This is a genomic window from Nocardia sp. CA-107356, assembly GCF_050946365.1.
Classification (GTDB): Bacteria; Actinomycetota; Actinomycetes; order Mycobacteriales; family Mycobacteriaceae; genus Nocardia.
The window spans coordinates 9,640,824-9,658,595 of the sequence record NZ_CP191992.1 but is presented as its reverse complement, the minus strand read 5'-3'; the positions used below and the strand labels follow the sequence as shown (position 1 = coordinate 9,658,595).

The window sequence follows — 17,772 nt, the reverse complement described above, 5'->3', positions numbered from 1 at the left end:
ACATGCCGAGCGACTGGGTATCTCGGTGAGGTGATCACGAAACGTGTTCCAGAGCCATCTCAACTGGCCGTCACCTGGGTGAACATCTGGCCGCTGCTGGGGAGTTGCAACTGGCAGCTGTCACTGCGACTCATGGAAGTGTGCAACCAAGGCGCCTACCCGGCCCGCTCCGTCACGGGGTAGTTCGGCCGCTGTCGGCCATGGAACCGCCCGACAACACGCAACAGGTGAATATGCGACCTCACCAGTCCGGAAACCCAAGTCAGCCGTCCCCGGTGAGCTACCCATATGCTCGCGAAATCAGCTGAACCGGTTCGATATACGAAGGCCCGCACTACGGTGCGGGCCTTCGCTATGTCCGACAATGCTATTCGCGAGCACCGGGACCCAGCAGCTGGATCCCGGCAGCGTGTCTTGTTGTCCGGCAGGATATCTCGTCGGGAAGGACTACGCCTCGGCGTCGGGGTCCGGCGGCAGCATGCCGGTGACCAGGAAGATCACCCGACGGCCGATTTCCACCGCATGGTCGGCGAAGCGCTCGTAGTAGCGGCCCAGCAGGGTCACGTCGACGGCCGCCGCGACGCCGTACTTCCAGTCGCGGTCCATCAGCAGCGTGAACAGGTGACGGTGCAGATCGTCCATCGCCTCGTCGTCCTCGTTGAGCTGCGCGGCGCGCTCGGGATCGCGGGACTCGAGCACCTCCTTGGCGCTCTCACCCATATTCACTGCGATCCGGCCCATTTCGGCGAAGTAGCCGTTCACCGATTCGGGCAGGGCGTGGTTGGGGTGGCGACGCCGGGTGACCTTGGCGACGTGCAGTGCCAGCGCGCCCATCCGGTTCACATCCTGGACGATCTGGATCGCGCTCACTACCTGCCGCAGATCGCCCGCCACCGGCGCCTGCAGCGCAAGCAGGGCGAACGCCTTCTCCTCGGCGTCGGTGATCATTTCGGCGATCCGGTCGTTCTCGGTGATCACCGACTCGGCCAGAGTGAGGTCGGCTTGGAGCAGTGACTGGGTGGCCCGGTCCATCGCCGAACCCGCCAGACCGGCCATCTCGCCCAGCAGGTGGGCAAGATCGGCCATTTGCTCGTTGTAGATGACACGCATGAAAACAGACATTAGTGCCCAGTGCTGACCTAGTCACCAACAGTGGGTTAATGGGTGGTGCCGAACATTAGCGACGGTGTTGCCCCAGTTCGGGGCCGTACCTACTTGCAGGTGTCGTCGGCGGCGTTGACGTGCTCCAGATCCGAGGGCAGTGTGACCGGCGCCGCACTCTTGGATTCGATGACATTCGAGATCGGATCGCCCACCGGTGTCGGAGTGCGCACGGTGCCAGCGTAATCGGCGCCGATGACAACCTCGACGATGCCGCCCAGATCATTCGCCTGCTCCACGCTCGCACCCGGCAGGGAGCTGGCCACTGTCGCGGCCTCGGCCTCATGTCCGGGCCCGTAGCGAACCTTGGTCGCGACCTCGGTATTGCCGCCGGAGTAATTGCCGGTGTTGTAGATCTGGAAGCCCTGGTTGCCCAGTTTGGTTGCCGCGCTATTGGCCACACCAGGCGTTCCCGAACCATTGGAGACCAGTAGCGACACCGTGCTCGGATCGACCGCGAACAGCTTCGGCGGCGCCGGTTGCGCCGACGGGATGGACCCGGGAGCCGGAGTCGATTTCTTCTCACCGGGCAGCGGCTGGTCGTCGATGACGGCGCGGAAGATCGCCTTGATATCGGATTCGCGGGGAATCTCGTTGCCGTAGGAGGTGGTGCCCGCGGTCGGGATGGTCAGGAAGGTGACCGCGCCCGCGTCGACCTTCTGCAGCGAACGGCCCAGGGTCAGCAGGTCGGTTGGCTGGACCTTGTCGACGAAGGTGTGGCTGGTGAATGCGGAGATGAAGCCGTTCAACTTGCCGGGATCGAAGAGCACTCGGCTCGACAGCGCGCCGCGCAGCAGCGAGGCCAGGAACCGCTGCTGGCGGTTGATCCGGTCGTAGTCACTGCGTTCCTCGCCGTAGACGTGCCTGGCGCGCACATAGTTGAGTGCGGTCGCGCCGTTGATGCGCTGTCGGCCCGGAGTTTCCAGCACGGTGCCGAGAATGCCGTCGACGATCGGCTTGGGGGTACAGACATCGACGCCGCCGACCTGGTCGACCATCGCCTCGAAACCGGCGAAGTCGATGCCGATGAAGTGTCCGATGCTCAGGCCGGTCATCTTCCGGATCACATTGACCAGACACTTCGGACCGGCGAGTGCGTACACGGCGTTGAGCTTGTCGCCCATGGCCGAGGGGAAGACCTCGTTGGTGTACTCGGCCTTGTCGTTATCCCAGCCGTTGCACTGTGGCCGGGTGACATCCAGATCGCGCGGGAATGAGACGACCACGACCCGCGAGCGGTTCTTGGGGATATTCACCAGCATGACGGTGTCGGCGCGCGAGCCCTCGGCGTCGTCGAGCGTGCCGGCGCCGACCTGTCCGTTGACGCCTGCGCGGGTGTCGGTGCCGACGAGCAGATAGTTCTCATCGCCGAGCTGTGCGCCCGAGTCGACGACATCCTCGGGATGGTCGTCGAGCGCGGAGACCTGGGTGAAGCCATTGGCGGTGGAACGTAGATAGCTCCAGCCGCCGCCGGTGACCAAGAGTGCGACCACAGCGCAGATCGTCATGGCGGCCCGGCCGGCGAGCTGCAGCCGCTTATTGCGGCGCTGCCGACTCGCGGCGAGCCGGGACAGGCCGACGCGGGTCGATGCCGCCGCGGTCTTCGGGGCGTCCGGATCGGTGGTCGGCCAGCCGGCGCCGCGCTTCTTGGTGCGTGGGGCGTCCTCGACCGGCGCAATGACATCGGTGACGACCTCGGGCGGTTCCGTCGCACCGGACGCCGTCGTGGTGCGGCGCTTCGCGGGGCGGGTGGCGGACGGGGTGCCCGCGATGTCGTCGACGACCGCGGAGGACGCGGTTCGGCGGGTAGTCCCGGACGAGCGTGGCGGTGCGTCGGCTTTGCTGGCGGCTGGCGTGCCCGATGTGCGGGGTGGCGTGTCGGCCTTGCGTCCGGCTGGGATGCCCGACGTGCGTGGTGGCGTGTCGGCCTTGCGTGCGGCCGGGGTGCCCGATGTGCGGGGTGGCGTGTCGGCCTTGCGTCCGGCGGGGATGCCCGACGTGCGGGGTGGCGTGTCGGCCTTGCGCCCGGCGGGGATGCCCGATGTGCGTGGTGGTGCATCCGCCTGACGCCCAGCAGCGCTCGATTTGCGCGGTGGGACGTCGGACTGTCGTGCGGGGTCCGCGGACCGGGGCGGGGCGGATTCCGGGGGCTTCGCACCGGCGGGTTCGGACCGCCGCCTGCGTCCGGAGCGTTCGTTGTCGACCTTCTGGACCAGGTCCTGAACCGTCAGGGGGGCAGAGCCGGAGTCGGGATCGGTATGTCGGGCTCTGCGGGACGACCGTGCGCCATCCCGATCGGTGTTTTCCGCCGTGGGATAGCGCTCCCACGGGGCGCGACCTCCGGGCCGTGGCGACTGCCCGTGCCGATCGTCACCCACCTACGAACCTCGCTTTTCGTCTCCGCTGCCGTTTCGGCCGCTTTCGACCGGCATGACCGATTCCGCCAATGATAACGATTCCGCCACGGTGAGCCAGCCCAGCGTGAAATCAACGTGCCGCAGAGATGTTCCGATACTGCGTGCGCGCAGGTGGGACGGGTTTGTGACGATCGCATTTCAGTTGCGATTGCACGCTGATCGAACTGTGACCACTGCGTGCGGCGCGCGCGGAAAGATCAGCCCCCGCTGTGCATCAGATCCGCGCCCGCGGGGACGGCCGGATCATCCGGATCGTCGAGCCAGCCGTGCGGCAGCGCTACCTTGCCCGGCGACCCCTGGCGGCCGCGCGGCCCCTCGGCATCGCGGGGGAACGGCGCGGTCGGGTCGAGTTCGCCGATGAGGTCCTGCAACTGAGTGAGGCTCGACACAGTGGCGAAGGAGCGGCGCAGGTCGGCACCGACCGGGAAGCCCATCAGATACCAGGCCATATGTTTGCGCAGATCGCGCATGGCCTTGTCTTCACCGAGGTGTTCGGCGAGCAGTGCGCCGTGCCGGTACAGCACCTCGCCGACCCGGCCGAGGTTCGGCGCCTCGGGCAGCGCTTCGCCGCGCAGTGCCGCCTGCAGTTCGGCGAACAGCCACGGGCGGCCGAGGCAGCCGCGCCCGACGACGACTCCGTCGCAACCGGTTTCGTCCATCATGCGCACCGCGTCGGCGGCGGAGAAGATATCGCCGTTGCCGAGCACCGGGATCGTGGTGACGGCTTGTTTGAGTCGGGCGATCGCGGTCCAGTCGGCCTGGCCCGAATACCGCTGTGCGGCGGTGCGGGCGTGCAACGCGACGGCCTTGGCGCCTTCGGCCTCGGCGATGCGACCCGCATCCAGATAGGTCAGGTGGTCCTCGTCGATGCCGATGCGGAACTTCACCGTCACCGGGACACCAGCGGGTTCGGCACCCGAAACCATCGCCTTGACGATCTTGCTGAACAGCGCGCGCTTGTATGGCAGCGCCGCGCCCCCGCCGAGGCGGGTGACCTTCGGCACCGGACAGCCGAGATTGAGATCGATGTGATCGGCCCAACCCTCGCCGACAATGATCCGCACGGCCTCACCGAGGGTGGCCGGATCCACGCCGTACAGCTGCATGGAGCGTGGATGCTCGTCCTCGTCGAAGGACATCATGTGCAGCGTCTTCTCATTGCGCTCGACGACCGCGCGTGCGGTGATCATTTCGCAGACATAGATCGACGTGGAGCTGCCGAACTCCCGGCACAGCTTCCGGAACGCCAGATTGGTAATGCCCGCCATCGGCGCGAGCACCACCGCCGGATCGACCGGATACGGCCCGATCCGCAGCATGCTCTTGGCCTCGGCAGTGATCGTCACGGCAACCAGTGTCTCATCAACTACCTGGCCGCTCCCAAGCCGCAGGTGCTGACCGTGCGTTGATTCACCTTTCGGGTGCCGCGCGGTTTTTGTTCGGTGTCGGGCGTCACCTACGGGCGTGCCCATCGGGCAGTTGCACGCAGTGGCGTCCCGCGTGACGCGGAGGGTGCCGGAGACCGAGCCGGAGCGCGCTTGCTCGGAACCGATGTGACGTCACGTCCGACTACTGCGGTTCGGGTCGTCGATCGGGCGGCGCGCGTGGGAGGAGAACGTGGTGCGGATGCGACTGCAGGTCGGTGCGGATCGGGTGGCGGTGGCAGCTGTGACGGCCGCGCTGACCGCGGTGATGGGATTTTCCATGCTGCAGTTGTTCCTGCTCGGTGCCCTGGGGCCACGGATCGTGCCGGATTTGGGGATGTCACCGGCAATGCTCGGGTTCACGACGACGGTCGGGTTCGGGACCGCGGCGGTGCTGTCGCCGATGGCGGGGCGGGCGGTGGATGTGCTCGGTCCGCGGCGGTGTTCGGTCGGGTTGTTGTTGCTGGTCGCGTTCGTCCTCGTGGTGATCGCGGTCGCACCGGGGTATGTGGTGCTGATGGTGGCCGTCGGTCTCGGCGGTGCACCGCAGGCGTTGGCCAATCCGGCGACCAATAAGGCGATTCTGGCGGCGGTGCCTGTGTCGCGGCGTGCGGGAGTGACGGGGACGAAGCAGTCCGGCGTACAACTGGGTGCGGTTGCCGCCGGACTACCGCTGACCGCGATGGCAGCTGTTGTCGGTTGGCGGGGTTCGGTGGCGCTGGCCGCGGGGACCGCAGTGGTGGCCGCGCTCTGGATCCGGCGAACGTTACCCGCCGATCCGCACCGAATCGAACAGGCTGCCAACGGTATCGGCCTCGCTACCGAGAGCTCGAGTGTGGTGCGCTGGCTGGCGGTCTATTCGCTGTTCCTCGGCGCTGGCATGGCCTCGATCAACACCTACCTCGCTCTATTCGGTGAACAGCGGATCGGGCTCGGTGCGGCGACCGCGGGGATGCTGGTCGCGGTCCTCGGCGTGGCGGGGATCGCGGGCCGGATCGGTTGGGCGAAGGCTGCGGGTAGACCGGGTGTGGCCGTGGTGTTGCCTGCGGGGTTGGCATGTGGGTCGGCCGTCGCGGCATTGCTGCTGGCCGCTGCACCGCTGGTGGACGGGCTGATATGGGCGGCGGTGATCGCGGTCGGCACGTTCGGGATGGCGGGTAATGCGGTGTCGATGGTCGTGGTGATCCAGCGGGCCGCGCCCGGCCGGGCGGGCCGGGACTCGGCGCTGGTGTCGGCTGGCTTCTTTTCGGGGTTCGCGCTGGGCCCACCGCTTTTCGGCGCTCTGCTGCCCGGGATCGGGTACAGCCGCGGATGGTTGATGGTCGCTGCGGAATTCGCTATCGCCGCGGTAGTGGCCACGGTGTGGGCGCTGCGAGACCGGGTACCGCGACCGTGCTGACTTCGGCACCGAACTGGGCCGAGATGGCATTGGACGCGGTGTTGGAGCGTACCGCGGCCACCTATGCCGCTGTCGGGCAACGGTTTCCGCTGTATGCGGATAGCGCGTCGGGTGCCTGGACGACGACGTCGAAAGGCTCGTGGACCGGCGGCTTCTGGGCGGGTCTGCTGTGGCTGCGAGCCCGCCATACCGGTTCGCAGCCGGATCGGTCGGTGGCGGCCGAAGTGACCGGCCGGTTGGCGCACTGGGTCGACGCCGATACCTCGACCCGCGGGCTGATCCTGTGGTACGGCACGGCTTTGGCGGGCGATGGTGGTGCGGCCGAGGCGCTGCGGGATGCCGCCGCTCGAGCTTGTCTGGCCGGATTCGATGACGAACTCGGTGTGTTGCCGTGGGGTTCGGCCTTCGGCGGTGAGCGACTGTCGGCGAGGGTGGATGGGGTTCCCGGCGTAGTGCCGTTGTTGGGATCGATCGCCGGTGCGGGCCGGGCAGTCGCTCGTAGCCACCTGGACACCCATCTGCGACTGTGGCAGGCCGAGCCCGTTGGCAGACCGGCCTGGTGGTGGGTCGACGGCGCATGGGTACCGAGTATTTCGCCGCGCGCGGGCTGGAGCCGGGGCCGGGCGTGGCTGTTGCTGGCACTGGCCGATGCGGCGTGGTACCTCGACAGGGACTATCGGGTGGTCGCCGAGCGGCTGGTTGATATCGGGTTGCCGTTGGTTCCGGGCGCCGAAGCCGTCTCGGATGCCGTGCCGGATACCTCGGCGGCGGCGATCGAGGCGGTGGCCTTGCTCAAACTCGCTGCCGTGCAGGAAGTTCCACGGCATGCGGTGCGCCTGCGCGGTAGGGCGACCGACATCGTCGGGCGTTTGGTGGCGACCCATCTGAGTGGCCGTGGCGGCGCACGCCCCCCGGGCATGCTGCTCGACGGTTGTTACGACCTCGATCGCGGATCGGCCACCGCCCACGAACTCATTTGGGGTGACTACTTTCTCGCGCTCGCACTGGCCATCCACACCGGCTCGGTCGCGCCGTTCGAGACCTGACCGAGTCGCGATGCGGTCCCGGGGGCGAGTCGACTCACCGCTGTTGGCGCAGCACCCGGCTGGCGACCGCTTCGATATGCAGCTCGTCGGGTCCGTCGAGGATGCGCGCCATCCTGCCGGTGCGCAGCAGTGCGGGCAGCGCGGTGTCGGGGCCGAGTCCGGCGGCACCGTAGATCTGAATCGCGGCGTCGGCGACCTGTTGCAGTGTGCGAGCTGCGGCGACTTTGGCGAGTCCGGCTTCCACACGGGCGTCATGCCCCGCATCGATCAGTGCTGCGGCCTTGTGCACCAGCGGTCGCGTGCTGCGGATGGCGAGCAGTGACTCGAAGACGTGCTGCTGCACCAGTTGTCGGTCGGCCAAGGGGCCGTGTGCTCGGGTGCGGCTGCGGGCGCGGTCGCACATCAGCGCAAATGCGCGTTCGGCTTGCCCGAGCCAACGCAGGCAGCGCAGGGTGCGCCCGAGTTGTAGCCGCTCAGCGGCGATCGACAGTGCCCGGCCGGGCTCGCCGATCAGGTGATCGCCGGGTATGCGGACCCGGTCCAGGGCGATCTCCCACTGCCCGCCCACTCCCAATACAGGTAGTTCGCGGATGACCCGAACGCCGGGAGCGTCGGCGGGTACGAGCAGCAGGGACAGGCCGTCGCGGCTCGGCCCGGAACCGTGGGTGCGAGCCAGGACCGTGATCAGGTCGGCGTCGGCGGCTCCGCTGATGAACCATTTGCGGCCGGTCACCGTCCATGAGCCGTCGGGTTCGGCACGCGCGGAGGTGGCGGTCATTGCGGGATCGGTGCCCGGAGTGTCGGGTTCGGTCATTGCGTATGCGGCCCGCAGTTCTCCGGACACCAATCGCTCGAGGTAGGTATCGCGCACCGCGTCGGTCGAGTGTCGTTGCAGCATCCGCACATCCAGTAGTGATGTCGACCCGAGTACCGAGGGGCCGTGATCGCTGGCGCCTTCGGCTTCGGCCAGCCGCACGTAGTCGGCGAAGGGGAGACCTTGTCCGCCCAGTTCGATGGGCAGTGGCAATGCCCACAATCCCGCGGCGCGTGCGGCGGTTCGCAATTCGGTCAGTGCGGCCGCCGCTGTCGGCCCGCCCGCGTCGAGACCGGGTTCGTTGGGCACCACCCGCTCGTCGACAAATGTCGCTACTCGGTCACGCAGCAGCTCGGGGGCAGCGTCCGTCGGCGCGGCGGCCTGTGGCGCAGCGATGGTGGCGCTCTGAGATGTGAACGGGGTCATGACTTCTCCTCCGCGCTGGACGGGAACCCGGGGGCTCGCCGCCACGACTGCTCTTCGACGTGGAACTGGTCGGTGGCGACCGCCGCCGAGTTCCCGTGCAGGCGCGACCGTGCAAAAGGAGAGCCATGACATCCGGCACCATGCGGACCACCGGCCACAGCTCATTACCCCTGCGGGGCATGCGGTTGCACGCGGCGGGCCCACCGGGTCCGATCGCAACCGCCGTCGATCATTTGCGCTTGCTCGGTGCGGATCCGGTGCGCGGCGAGGGCGATGCACTGACTCTCACCGGCCCCGACGGTCTGTCCGTCGCGGCCGAGGTGTCCTGGGGAGTACCTGGCAGCCAAGTCGTCGACGAGGCGACCGCACAGGCCGCGGCCGGGTTGATGTTCGTGCACGGCCGCCGTGACGGGACACCGCGTGGACTGGCGGTCGACTACGTGAGTACCGCCGCCGGAATCCTCACCGTCCAAGGGCTGCTTGCCGCACTCGTCGGACGGGCCCGTGGTACCTCGGCGACCGCGGTCGACGTCGCGGTCGATCGGGTGGCCCTGCTGACCGTTTCCCAATATCTGGCGGCGGCGTGTGCCGATGACGACGAAGCCGTGCCGTTGGGTCCCGGCGGGCCGCCGTTCAGCACTGCCGACGGTGTCCGGTTCGAGGTGGAGGCATTGGACGTCGAGGTGTGGGCCGAGTTCTGGCGAGAGCTGGACGCTCCGGCGCAGGCATTGCGAAAGGGGTGGCGGCCCTTCCAATTCCGCTATGCGACAGCGTGTGCGCCCATACCCGAGGACCTGCATCACACCACCGCACGCCACACCTGGGTGCAGGTTCGGGCGGCCGCGGAATCCTCCGGCGCCGATGTTTGCCGATTGCATACGTTGGGCGAGCGGGCCGAGGAGATGCGCGTCGGTGGTGCGGATACCACGCCATGGGAATTCGCTCTCGGTGCGGAAGACCGCAGGGCCGCTGGCATTTCCGGGGCGCGGGTGGATCGTCCGCTCGCGGGCCTGACCGTGCTGGAAGCCGGACGTCGGGTGCAGGCCCCGCTGGCGGCTCACCTGCTCGGTTTGCTCGGCGCGGATGTGGTGCGGATCGAGCCCCCGGGCGGGGACCCGCTGCGCGGCATGCCACCGACCTGCTCCGATATCTCCGCGCGCTGGCTGGCCCTGAATCGCGGCAAGAGCGCGGTGGAGGTCGATATCAAATCCGCGATCGATCGAAAGCGGTTGTGCGAGTTGGCCGCCGACGCCGATGTGTTCCTACACAACTGGGCGCCGGGTAAGGCCGAACAACTCGGCCTCGGCGCCGACGATCTCTCGGCCGCCAACCCCGGGCTGATCTACGCCTACACCAGCGGCTGGGCCGGTCGACTCGCGGACGCGCCCATGGGCACCGACTTCATGGTCCAGGCTCGCACCGGAGTCGGCGAGGCGGCACGTCCCGCCGAGGAAGCCCCGGTTCCGTCGCTGATGACACTGTTGGATGTGCTCGGCGGCATGCTCGGCACCGAAGCGATCCTCGCGGCCTTGCTGTTGCGCGAGCAGACCGGCCGGGGCGTGCGCGTCGAGTCCGCACTGCTGGCCGCGGCGAATCTGCTCACTGCGCCCGCACTGGACCGGATCCGCGCTGGCGCGGACCCGCGTCGCCCTGCCGGCTTCCGCCGCCCGTTGCCGACCGCCGACGGGCTGCTGGCCCTGGCCGATGAAGACACCGCATCCGCCACCGGTCACGCCGCTCGACTATGCGAGCTGACCACCGAGGACGCGGTTGCCCTGATGCGCGACGACGGTATCCGAGCCACCGCCGTCACCACCGATCTCGCCGAACTGCCCGCCGATCCCCGCTTCCTCGATGCCATGCGCACGGATGCGTATGGGGCCGTTGCCGTTTCGTCTCCCTGGAGCTTCCGATGACCGTCGCTATCCACGATCTCGTTCCGCACCGGCTCCGTCGCGTCTGGGCGGCCGACGGTGCGTGTCCCGATCTCGACCTGTATTCCCTGTTCCGCGCACAACGATGTATGGACCCGCACCGCACCGCCCTGCTCGATGCCAAGGGCAAGGTCTGCTACACACAGCTCGACCGGCTGGTCCGACGCCTCGCGGCGGGCCTCGCCGATGCGGGTATCCGCCCCGGAGACGTTGTCGGCGTGCAGCTTCCGAACTGCCGCGAAGCCGTCATCGCCGATCTGGCGATAGCCGCGCTCGGCGCCGTGGCGTTGCCGTTTCCGGCCGGCCGGGGGACGCGGGAGGCCGAATCGCTCTTGCGCCGCGCCGAGGCCGTCGCGGTCCTGGCGGCGATCGACTTCCGGGGCCGCACGCACGCGGCGGATCTATCCGAATTGCTCGACCGGTTGCCCGCGCTGCGCTTCGTCGCCGCCGTCGGAAAACAACCGGTGCCCGACCGCTGCCTCTCGTGGGCCGAATTGCTTCGTGCGGACGGCGATACGTTCGTCCCGGCCCGCCCCGACCCCGATACCGCGGCGCGCATTTTGGTCTCTTCCGGTTCGGAGGCCGAGCCGAAGATGGTTGCCTACTCCCACAATGCGCTGGCTGGTGGTCGAGGCAACTTCATGGCCTCGCTGCTGGCCGATGGCGAATCACCGCGCAATCTGTTTCTCGTCCCGCTCGCGTCGGCATTCGGCAGCAATGGCACCGCCGTCACGCTGGCCCGCCACGGCGGCACCCTGATCCTGCTCGATCACTTCACTCCCGAGGCCGCGCTGGCCGCGATCGAACACCATCGCCCGACGCACGTCCTCGGCGTGCCGACCATGGTCCGAATGATGCTCGAGCACAACGTATCCGCTACCGACACCGCATCGTTGCGAGCGCTGGTGCTCGGCGGTTCGCCCCTGGACCGAGCCACCGCCGAAGAAGCCGAACGGGCCTTCGGCTGCGCGGTCGTCAACCTCTACGGTTCGGCCGACGGCGTGAACTGTCATACCGATCTCGGCGAAACCGATACGGCCGCAGCGGGTCCCGGTCTTCTCGTAGGGCGCCCGGATCCGCGCGTGGCCGAAATCCGCATTTCCGACGTCGGTACCGGCGCCATTGTCGCGGTCGGCGAAACCGGGGAGATCGTCGCCCGCGGACCGATGACCCCGCTCTGTTATGTCGGCGATCCGGAACTCGACGCTCGTTACCGCACCGAGGACGGCTGGGTCCGCACCGGCGATCTCGGCGTACTCGACCCGGACGGTCGCCTGCATGTCGTCGGCCGGATCAAGGACATCGTCATCCGTGGGGGCGCGAATATCAGTGTCGCCGAGGTCGAGCAGGTGCTCGCCGGACATCCGGATATTCGGGACGTGGTGTGCGTCGGTGTGCCACACGGGATATTGGGCGAGCGCTTGGCCGCCTGCGTCGTACCCCGCCCCGGCGGTGCGCCGGATCTGGACAGCCTCTGTTCGCATCTGCTCGACCAAGGCCTGGAACGCGCCAAACATCCGGAGTCGCTGTTACTGCTCGACGCGCTGCCGCTGACCCCGGCGGGCAAACCGGACCGTGCCGCGATCCGACACCGTCTGGCGAACTGAATCCCTCATGGCCACTCTCTCATTCGGCAGGCCCGATACCGCCAGCCCATGACCGGCCGCCGAGAGCCTCCCTCGACCAAGATCAACGGCGCACGGTGTGCGGCATCCCCGAGAAGCGCGCACAGCCGGGTGCCGTTGATCTTGCTGCGGCGATCGTCAGCTCGCCGACATCGCCTTCTTCAGCGCGGCGGCCGCATCGCGGTAGACCGTGAGCAGTTCCTGGTCCTGCCCCGGGTAGTTCACGATCGAGACCTGCTTCGCGCCCGAATCCGGCAGCACCGCCCCGGTCGACATATGCGCGTTGTCCAGCACGAACTGCGGCTTCTTCGCGGCGAGTGCCGACAGCTGTCCGGCTGTCACGGCCTCCGGCCCATAGGTGCCGACGATATCTGCACCCGCCAATTGCGCCGCCCATGTCGAAAAGACCTGTGCCACAACGGTCGGCTGCTTACCACCGGGCCAGGCTGCCCGGACGTCCCTGCCGAGCTCGTCGTATTCGGCGGTGAACGCCGTGGTCCACGCGTCGGCGGCCGAGGCCGTACCGAATTCGGTGCCCAGCGCCTTGACCTGCGCAGTCGCCTTGTCGGCGGAATTGTCGAGGTTCACTTCGATCAGTTTCGCCTTCGACCCGGCGGCTTCCTTGATCTTGGCCGCGAACGGCTCGAACGGCGCGTACAGCACGAAGTCCGCCTCGGCGACGGCGGTCAGATCCGACGGCTTGGGATCGTAGTCGGGTGCGTGATGTACCGACGCGGGCACGATGACCTTGACGTCATGCGCGCCAGCGGCTTTGGCGAATGCCGCCTCCCATGTGGTGGTGGCGACGATCTTGGGATGAGCGTGCTCGCCATGGTCGACACTGCTGGTGGAGCAGCCGCCGAGCAGTACACCCGCGGCAATGGCGAGACCTGTCGTGAAGGCCGCACTCGAGGTCAATGGGTGGAAACGTGCCATGAGCTGTATCTCCGTTCGGGGATCAGGTGGGCCACGAGAGCGACTGCCCCCGCGGTGAGTACGAGGACCGGCCCCGGTGGCAGGTCGAAGGCCAGGGCCAGCAGAAAGCCGACCAGGTTGACGCAGACGCCGATTCCGATGGCCCAGTAGATGATCGAGGTCAGCGAATGCCCCATGCGGCGCGCGGCCAGGGCGGGCAGCAGGGTGAGCGCGTCGACGAGCAACGCCCCCGTGAGGCGTATCGCACCCGCCACCGCGACCGCGACCAGCACCAGCAACACCAGCGTGAGCCGTTGTACCGGCACACCGGAGACCAGCGCCAATTCCCGATCGTGCAGCAGCAGTGCCAGGTCACGCCGCCGCCACCGGAACAGCGCGGGCACCACGACGGCAAGTGCCGCAAGCACAATGACGTCCTGAGTGCGCACCGAGAGGATGGAGCCCCATAGCAGCGAGAAGGCCGATGAGGCATTGACTCCGGCTATCGCGAGTACGAGCAGGGCCGCCGCGATGGCCAGACTCATCAGCAAACCCATTGCCCCGGAAAGGCTTTCCGGAGTGCGTGCCAACGGACTTATTCCGGCTCCGGCGATCGCACACGCCACCAGCCCGCACAGCGCCGGATCGAGCCCGGTCAACATCCCCACCGCGGCGCCGAGCAATGCGACATGCATCATCGCGAACCGCACCGGGATGATGTCGAGCCCGACGATCACCACTCCGATCACCGGCAACCCGAGCGATCCGAGTACCAGCGCCACCCCGGCGCGGCGCACCGGCACCAGACCGAGCAAATCGACCAAGTCCGCGGGCCCGTTCACGCCACCTCCCGCAACCGGCCCGCGGCCATCTCCAGCACGCGGTCGCAGCGCCGCGTCAGCGCACGGTCGTGGGTGACCACGACAAGCGTCACGCCCAGCCCGGCGAGTACCTCGCCCGCTTCTTCCTGACCCGCGAAATCCAGTGCGGCCGTTGGCTCGTCGGCGAGCACAACGCCCGCGCCCGCCGCCACACAGCCAACCGCGCGTGATAAGTGCATCCGCTGCAGCTGCCCGCCGGATAGGGTGTCGAGCGGTCGATCGACCAGTGCGCCGACGCCGAGCCGGGTCGCCATGGCTTCGGCCCGGGCCTGGTCGCCGGAACTGGCCAGCAGCTCACCGGCCAGTAGCGGGAACCGGCCAGCGGCGGGCCGCTGCGGGATCCACGCGCAGACCCTGCGCCGCCACCTCTGCTCAGCTGCGCTCTTGCCGCCGCGCCCACCCACGACGATCTCGCCCCGCGCGGCGGTGTGCAGGCCGAGCACCGCACGCAGCAGCGTCGTCTTGCCCGAACCATTGGTGCCGGTCAAAGCGACGCGCTGGCCAGCGGATACGGCGAGATCGATATCGCTGACCACCTCGACGCGGCCGTGTCGACACGACACACCCGCCAAGCGCAGGTCCAGCCCAGCCATCACACCACCTCCGCGATATCCGGCACGACCCGATCGACCGCGATACGCGCACGGGGCAGTAGTCGCAGCCGAGCCCCGATCGGTTCCGGTGCCTCGGGCACCGGGGCCGGTGTGTCCGCGGCGGCCAGTTGGGCGACCAAGCTTTCGCGCGCGCGAGCGACCCGCGAGCGGATCGTCCCGACCGGGCACCCAACGGTCTGTGCGGCCTCGGCATAGGACAGGCCGAGGACCTGGGTGAGCACGAACGCCTCCCGTCGCTGTTCGGGCAGGCCACGCAGCAGATCGGCGATGGCCAATTCCTCAGGGAAATCCGGTATCTGGCGGTCGCGACGCTGGTCCGCGCTCACCTGCCAGTCTTCCAACTGCGCGTTCTTCGGCCGCACCGATGCGCTGCGGTACCGGTCCACGACCACTCGTCGCGCGATCGACAGCAACCACGTTCGTGCGGTGGATCGCCCGGCGAAACGCGGCAGGCTGCCCATCGCGCGCAGGAATGTCTCCTGGGTGAGATCGTCGGCGGACTGCACATCGGTGAGGTGTGCGATGAATCGCCACACGTCTCGCTGGGTGGCCCGGATGAATTCCGCCAACGCGCCCCGGTCGCCCGCCCCGGCCGCGAGCGCCAGCGCGGTCAGTTGATCGTCGGACATGAGCGGGATCCAGATAGACACACCCGACCGATCGGAGCAAGTGCGAGAAGCGGGAAGGCTGGTGGGGGAACGGAATTGCCGCTGCAAGTCAGCAGCCGCGGGGATATCGAAGACATTTCGCAGAGTTTCGTTCGGCGACATCGCGAGGCGACGTCGAAATGAACCGGCCGTCGGCTGATTCCGGCGCACCACGCGGCACGCCGGGCAGCGGGTGAGGGCCGCTGGGCGTGAAGGCTCGCCACCGGCATCCGCTGGGGATGCTCGGACATGGCGGCTACGTCCACCACCTGCATCCGCCGGACTGTGCGATAGGTCGCCGATAGCGGCGTACACGATCCAGCGCGATGGCAACCAGGGTCATCCCGGCAACCGGTGGCGGACTCTCAGTAGGAGACCACGCCGACCGGTGGCCCGCGCCGGGCCAGGACATATCGCAACAGGACACCGCGCAGTGGCGGCACCCGACGGTCGAACACAGCCGCAGCGCCGGTTCCGATGTCGGACACCACCGGGTGGATCAACACCAGCAACAGCGGCGCCAAGGTCCGCACGTAGAGCGCGGCAAACAGCGCGAAAAGCGCCCGCTCGCCGCACCAGAGCCACACCGCGCAGACCAGCGCGGTCAAGCCGTGCCCGGCGATCATGGCAAGCGTCTCGGCATGCGTTGCCGCCGTGGCGGTATGGGATGAACCGTGTCCACCCGACATCGACGACATACCGAACCACAAGTGCAACGCCACCTGCATCACGAGCAGCCCACCACCGATGGCGACGATGCCTCGTTGCCGGTCGGCCAGCGCCCACGCCAGCGACCCGGTCGCGGCGAACGCCAGTACCAGTGCCGATACGGGCACGGCATGTTCGGAAATCTCCGCGTGCCCGATAGCTGACAGCAGTACGCCGATCGCCGCGAACATCGACGCGCGTATCACCCGCAGATCGGGTGATACGGGCAAGCGGTTCATAGCACCGTTCATCGTCGCATTCGCCCACTGGTCGGCATACGCAGGGCTGCCGTCAAGCCTTGCGGCGCACCACCTGTAGGCCGACAGCGGTGCTCGAGCCGAGCGCGCCGACCACAATTCCGATGACGCCGAGCCAGCGAGCGGTGGTGTCGCTCGATGATCCACTGCTGGGCGACGCCGAGGGAATATCGCCGTGGTTTTCGGCGCCACCGGACTGCCTCGCCGCCAATTTCAGTGCTGGCGCCGGATATTCGGGTTCGGCGCCCGTCGTCGACTCCTGGTCCCACTTGACGACCTTGCCGTCGGCATAGGTTTGCACCGCGGGCATGGTGAGTCCGTCGGTGTCGGGCAGTCCGTTGGCCAGGACCGAGAACTGACCGAACTGGTCGGGGCCGATCCCGCCACCGGGCTCGGCGGTCCAGGTGATGTCGGTGGTATTGCTGGCGGTGTCCTTGTGCACCACCGCCTTCCAGCCCGCCACCGCCTGGGTGTCGGCGGCGGTGACACCGGGGATGCGCACCATCAGCTCGGTGGTCGCGCTGTTGGTGGTCGATTCGTTGGGAACCCGGAAGGTCAGCACTGCCGAACCACCACGAGACGCGTCGGGGGCGGACACACTGACGTGGGCGAATGCGGGGGCCGCTGCGACTACCAGCGCTGCAGTGGCTGCAGTGCCGGTGAACGCGGCACGCGAAATCAAGGAACGGTTCATCGGCGAAATCTCTCCTTCATTTCGAGGAATAGAACGCAGCGATGCTCGTCGATGACGATAGTCATCCCGGGGCCCTATCTCGCGGCAATCCGATTTCTGGATCGAGCCGCTGTTGATCGAGGTCTATCTCAGCCGATGCTGAATGGTTGACCCCAGGCGGTGACCCAGGTGACGACACTGCCGGTCTCCACCTCGACGCTCACAAACGAGCGAGCCTGTGCATAACCCGCGCACCCGTTGAGGCCGATGGTTTCGTCGGCCCAGGACACTCCGCCGCTCGTGCCGCTGAATTCATGGCGGAACCGGTGGACCTCCTGGCCGAAGTCGTCGGCCTGCTCGAGGTCGAGCAGATGGAACGAGGTCGACTGGCCGGGGCCAAGGGTCAGGTTGGCACCGCTGCTGGCGCCGACACCCGGTTTGATGTTCTGCCCGTCGCTCCAATCGAGGGTGCCTTGCACGCCACCGTTTCCCCCGCCACCGGCGATATCGACCTGGCAGCCGACCACGTAACCCGGGTCGACCCGCCCGCCTTTCACTCCGGCGCCCGACAACTCGACCGATGCCGTTGCCGATACCCACGCATTGCGGTGCAACGGTGTCGACCCCATCGACGGGTTGATATTCGCCGACTCACCGCTGAGGGTGATCTCGATGACGGTGCCATCGGACAGGGTCTTGGTCAGATGTGCACCCGGCAACGGTACGAACGTATCGGCGTTCGCCGCACCAGCGGAGCAGAATCCGAGACCGACAGCGGTCACGGCGGCCGTCCCCGCGAGCCGTGCGACAGTCCTGCGGTTGAAGATCATT

Annotated in this window: 15 protein-coding genes; 4 read left to right on the top strand and 11 right to left on the bottom strand. The window is 67.9% G+C overall.

The window, feature by feature from the left end:
* Positions 1-447: 447 nt before the first annotated feature.
* From phoU to dusB, 3 genes are all read right to left on the bottom strand, one after another.
* On the bottom strand, positions 448-1,110 hold the full coding sequence (gene phoU, locus ACQP1G_RS43375; RefSeq protein ID WP_433196131.1) for a phosphate signaling complex protein PhoU: 663 nt from the start codon (positions 1,108-1,110) through the stop codon (positions 448-450).
* Positions 1,111-1,211: 101 nt separating this feature from the next.
* Positions 1,212-3,539 (bottom strand): LCP family protein, encoded by a 2,328-nt coding sequence (locus tag ACQP1G_RS43370; protein WP_433196129.1) that lies wholly within the window; start codon positions 3,537-3,539, stop codon positions 1,212-1,214.
* A 236-nt stretch (positions 3,540-3,775) separates the two neighbouring features.
* Positions 3,776-4,897 (bottom strand): tRNA dihydrouridine synthase DusB, encoded by a 1,122-nt coding sequence (gene dusB / locus ACQP1G_RS43365; protein WP_433209329.1) that lies wholly within the window; start codon positions 4,895-4,897, stop codon positions 3,776-3,778.
* A 307-nt stretch (positions 4,898-5,204) separates the two neighbouring features.
* Between dusB and ACQP1G_RS43360 the strand changes: the two genes are divergently transcribed.
* Positions 5,205-6,401: an MFS transporter gene (locus tag ACQP1G_RS43360; protein WP_433209326.1), complete on the top strand. Its 1,197-nt coding sequence runs from the start codon at positions 5,205-5,207 to the stop codon at positions 6,399-6,401.
* Positions 6,395-7,447: a hypothetical protein gene (locus ACQP1G_RS43355; RefSeq protein WP_433196127.1), complete on the top strand. Its 1,053-nt coding sequence runs from the start codon at positions 6,395-6,397 to the stop codon at positions 7,445-7,447. The genes ACQP1G_RS43360 and ACQP1G_RS43355 overlap by 7 nt, the downstream gene beginning before the upstream one ends.
* A gap of 34 nt (positions 7,448-7,481) precedes the next feature.
* Here ACQP1G_RS43355 and ACQP1G_RS43350 read toward each other — a convergent pair whose 3' ends face one another.
* Positions 7,482-8,687, bottom strand: a complete 1,206-nt coding sequence (locus ACQP1G_RS43350; protein WP_433196125.1) for an acyl-CoA dehydrogenase family protein — start codon at positions 8,685-8,687, stop codon at positions 7,482-7,484.
* Between the two features lie 125 nt (positions 8,688-8,812).
* Here ACQP1G_RS43350 and ACQP1G_RS43345 point away from each other — a divergent pair, with 125 nt between their 5' ends.
* Both ACQP1G_RS43345 and ACQP1G_RS43340 read left to right on the top strand, forming a co-directional pair.
* A complete protein-coding gene (locus ACQP1G_RS43345; RefSeq protein WP_433196123.1) occupies positions 8,813-10,603 on the top strand; it encodes a CoA transferase in 1,791 nt (596 codons plus the stop codon).
* Complete coding sequence (locus tag ACQP1G_RS43340) at positions 10,600-12,228, top strand: class I adenylate-forming enzyme family protein (protein ID WP_433196121.1); 1,629 nt, start codon at positions 10,600-10,602, stop codon at positions 12,226-12,228. Before ACQP1G_RS43345 ends, ACQP1G_RS43340 begins: the two co-directional genes overlap by 4 nt.
* A 156-nt stretch (positions 12,229-12,384) precedes the next feature.
* Here the strand turns inward: ACQP1G_RS43340 and ACQP1G_RS43335 are convergent, their stop codons facing one another.
* From ACQP1G_RS43335 to ACQP1G_RS43305, 7 genes are all read right to left on the bottom strand, one after another.
* Positions 12,385-13,182, bottom strand: a complete 798-nt coding sequence (locus tag ACQP1G_RS43335; protein WP_433196119.1) for a metal ABC transporter solute-binding protein, Zn/Mn family — start codon at positions 13,180-13,182, stop codon at positions 12,385-12,387.
* Positions 13,161-14,003 (bottom strand): metal ABC transporter permease, encoded by an 843-nt coding sequence (locus tag ACQP1G_RS43330; RefSeq protein WP_433196117.1) that lies wholly within the window; start codon positions 14,001-14,003, stop codon positions 13,161-13,163. Before ACQP1G_RS43330 ends, ACQP1G_RS43335 begins: the two co-directional genes overlap by 22 nt.
* Positions 14,000-14,635 carry an ATP-binding cassette domain-containing protein gene (locus ACQP1G_RS43325; RefSeq protein ID WP_433196115.1) on the bottom strand — a complete coding sequence of 212 codons (636 nt, stop codon included), beginning with the start codon at positions 14,633-14,635 and terminating at the stop codon, positions 14,000-14,002. Before ACQP1G_RS43325 ends, ACQP1G_RS43330 begins: the two co-directional genes overlap by 4 nt.
* The gene (locus ACQP1G_RS43320; protein WP_433196113.1) at positions 14,635-15,285 is read right to left on the bottom strand and encodes a sigma-70 family RNA polymerase sigma factor; all 651 of its coding nucleotides are present in this window, start codon (positions 15,283-15,285) and stop codon (positions 14,635-14,637) included. The genes ACQP1G_RS43325 and ACQP1G_RS43320 overlap by 1 nt, the downstream gene beginning before the upstream one ends.
* A gap of 383 nt (positions 15,286-15,668) precedes the next feature.
* The gene (locus tag ACQP1G_RS43315) at positions 15,669-16,250 is read right to left on the bottom strand and encodes a hypothetical protein (protein ID WP_433196111.1); all 582 of its coding nucleotides are present in this window, start codon (positions 16,248-16,250) and stop codon (positions 15,669-15,671) included.
* A 52-nt stretch (positions 16,251-16,302) separates the two neighbouring features.
* A complete protein-coding gene (locus ACQP1G_RS43310) occupies positions 16,303-16,962 on the bottom strand; it encodes a YcnI family protein (protein ID WP_433196109.1) in 660 nt (219 codons plus the stop codon).
* A gap of 128 nt (positions 16,963-17,090) precedes the next feature.
* A complete protein-coding gene (locus ACQP1G_RS43305; protein WP_433209323.1) occupies positions 17,091-17,768 on the bottom strand; it encodes an MspA family porin in 678 nt (225 codons plus the stop codon).
* Positions 17,769-17,772: the final 4 nt, after the last annotated feature.

Coding starts and splice junctions, on each gene's coding strand:
- phoU (WP_433196131.1), bottom strand. CDS start 1,110: ATGCGTGTCATCTACAACGAGCAAATGGCCGATCTTGCCCACCTGCTG.
- dusB (WP_433209329.1), bottom strand. CDS start 4,897: ATGCTGCGGATCGGGCCGTATCCGGTCGATCCGGCGGTGGTGCTCGCG.
- ACQP1G_RS43360 (WP_433209326.1), top strand. CDS start 5,205: ATGCGACTGCAGGTCGGTGCGGATCGGGTGGCGGTGGCAGCTGTGACG.
- ACQP1G_RS43350 (WP_433196125.1), bottom strand. CDS start 8,687: ATGACCCCGTTCACATCTCAGAGCGCCACCATCGCTGCGCCACAGGCC.
- ACQP1G_RS43345 (WP_433196123.1), top strand. CDS start 8,813: ATGACATCCGGCACCATGCGGACCACCGGCCACAGCTCATTACCCCTG.
- ACQP1G_RS43340 (WP_433196121.1), top strand. CDS start 10,600: ATGACCGTCGCTATCCACGATCTCGTTCCGCACCGGCTCCGTCGCGTC.
- ACQP1G_RS43335 (WP_433196119.1), bottom strand. CDS start 13,182: ATGGCACGTTTCCACCCATTGACCTCGAGTGCGGCCTTCACGACAGGT.
- ACQP1G_RS43325 (WP_433196115.1), bottom strand. CDS start 14,635: ATGGCTGGGCTGGACCTGCGCTTGGCGGGTGTGTCGTGTCGACACGGC.
- ACQP1G_RS43320 (WP_433196113.1), bottom strand. CDS start 15,285: ATGTCCGACGATCAACTGACCGCGCTGGCGCTCGCGGCCGGGGCGGGC.
- ACQP1G_RS43315 (WP_433196111.1), bottom strand. CDS start 16,250: ATGAACCGCTTGCCCGTATCACCCGATCTGCGGGTGATACGCGCGTCG.
- ACQP1G_RS43310 (WP_433196109.1), bottom strand. CDS start 16,962: ATGAACCGTTCCTTGATTTCGCGTGCCGCGTTCACCGGCACTGCAGCC.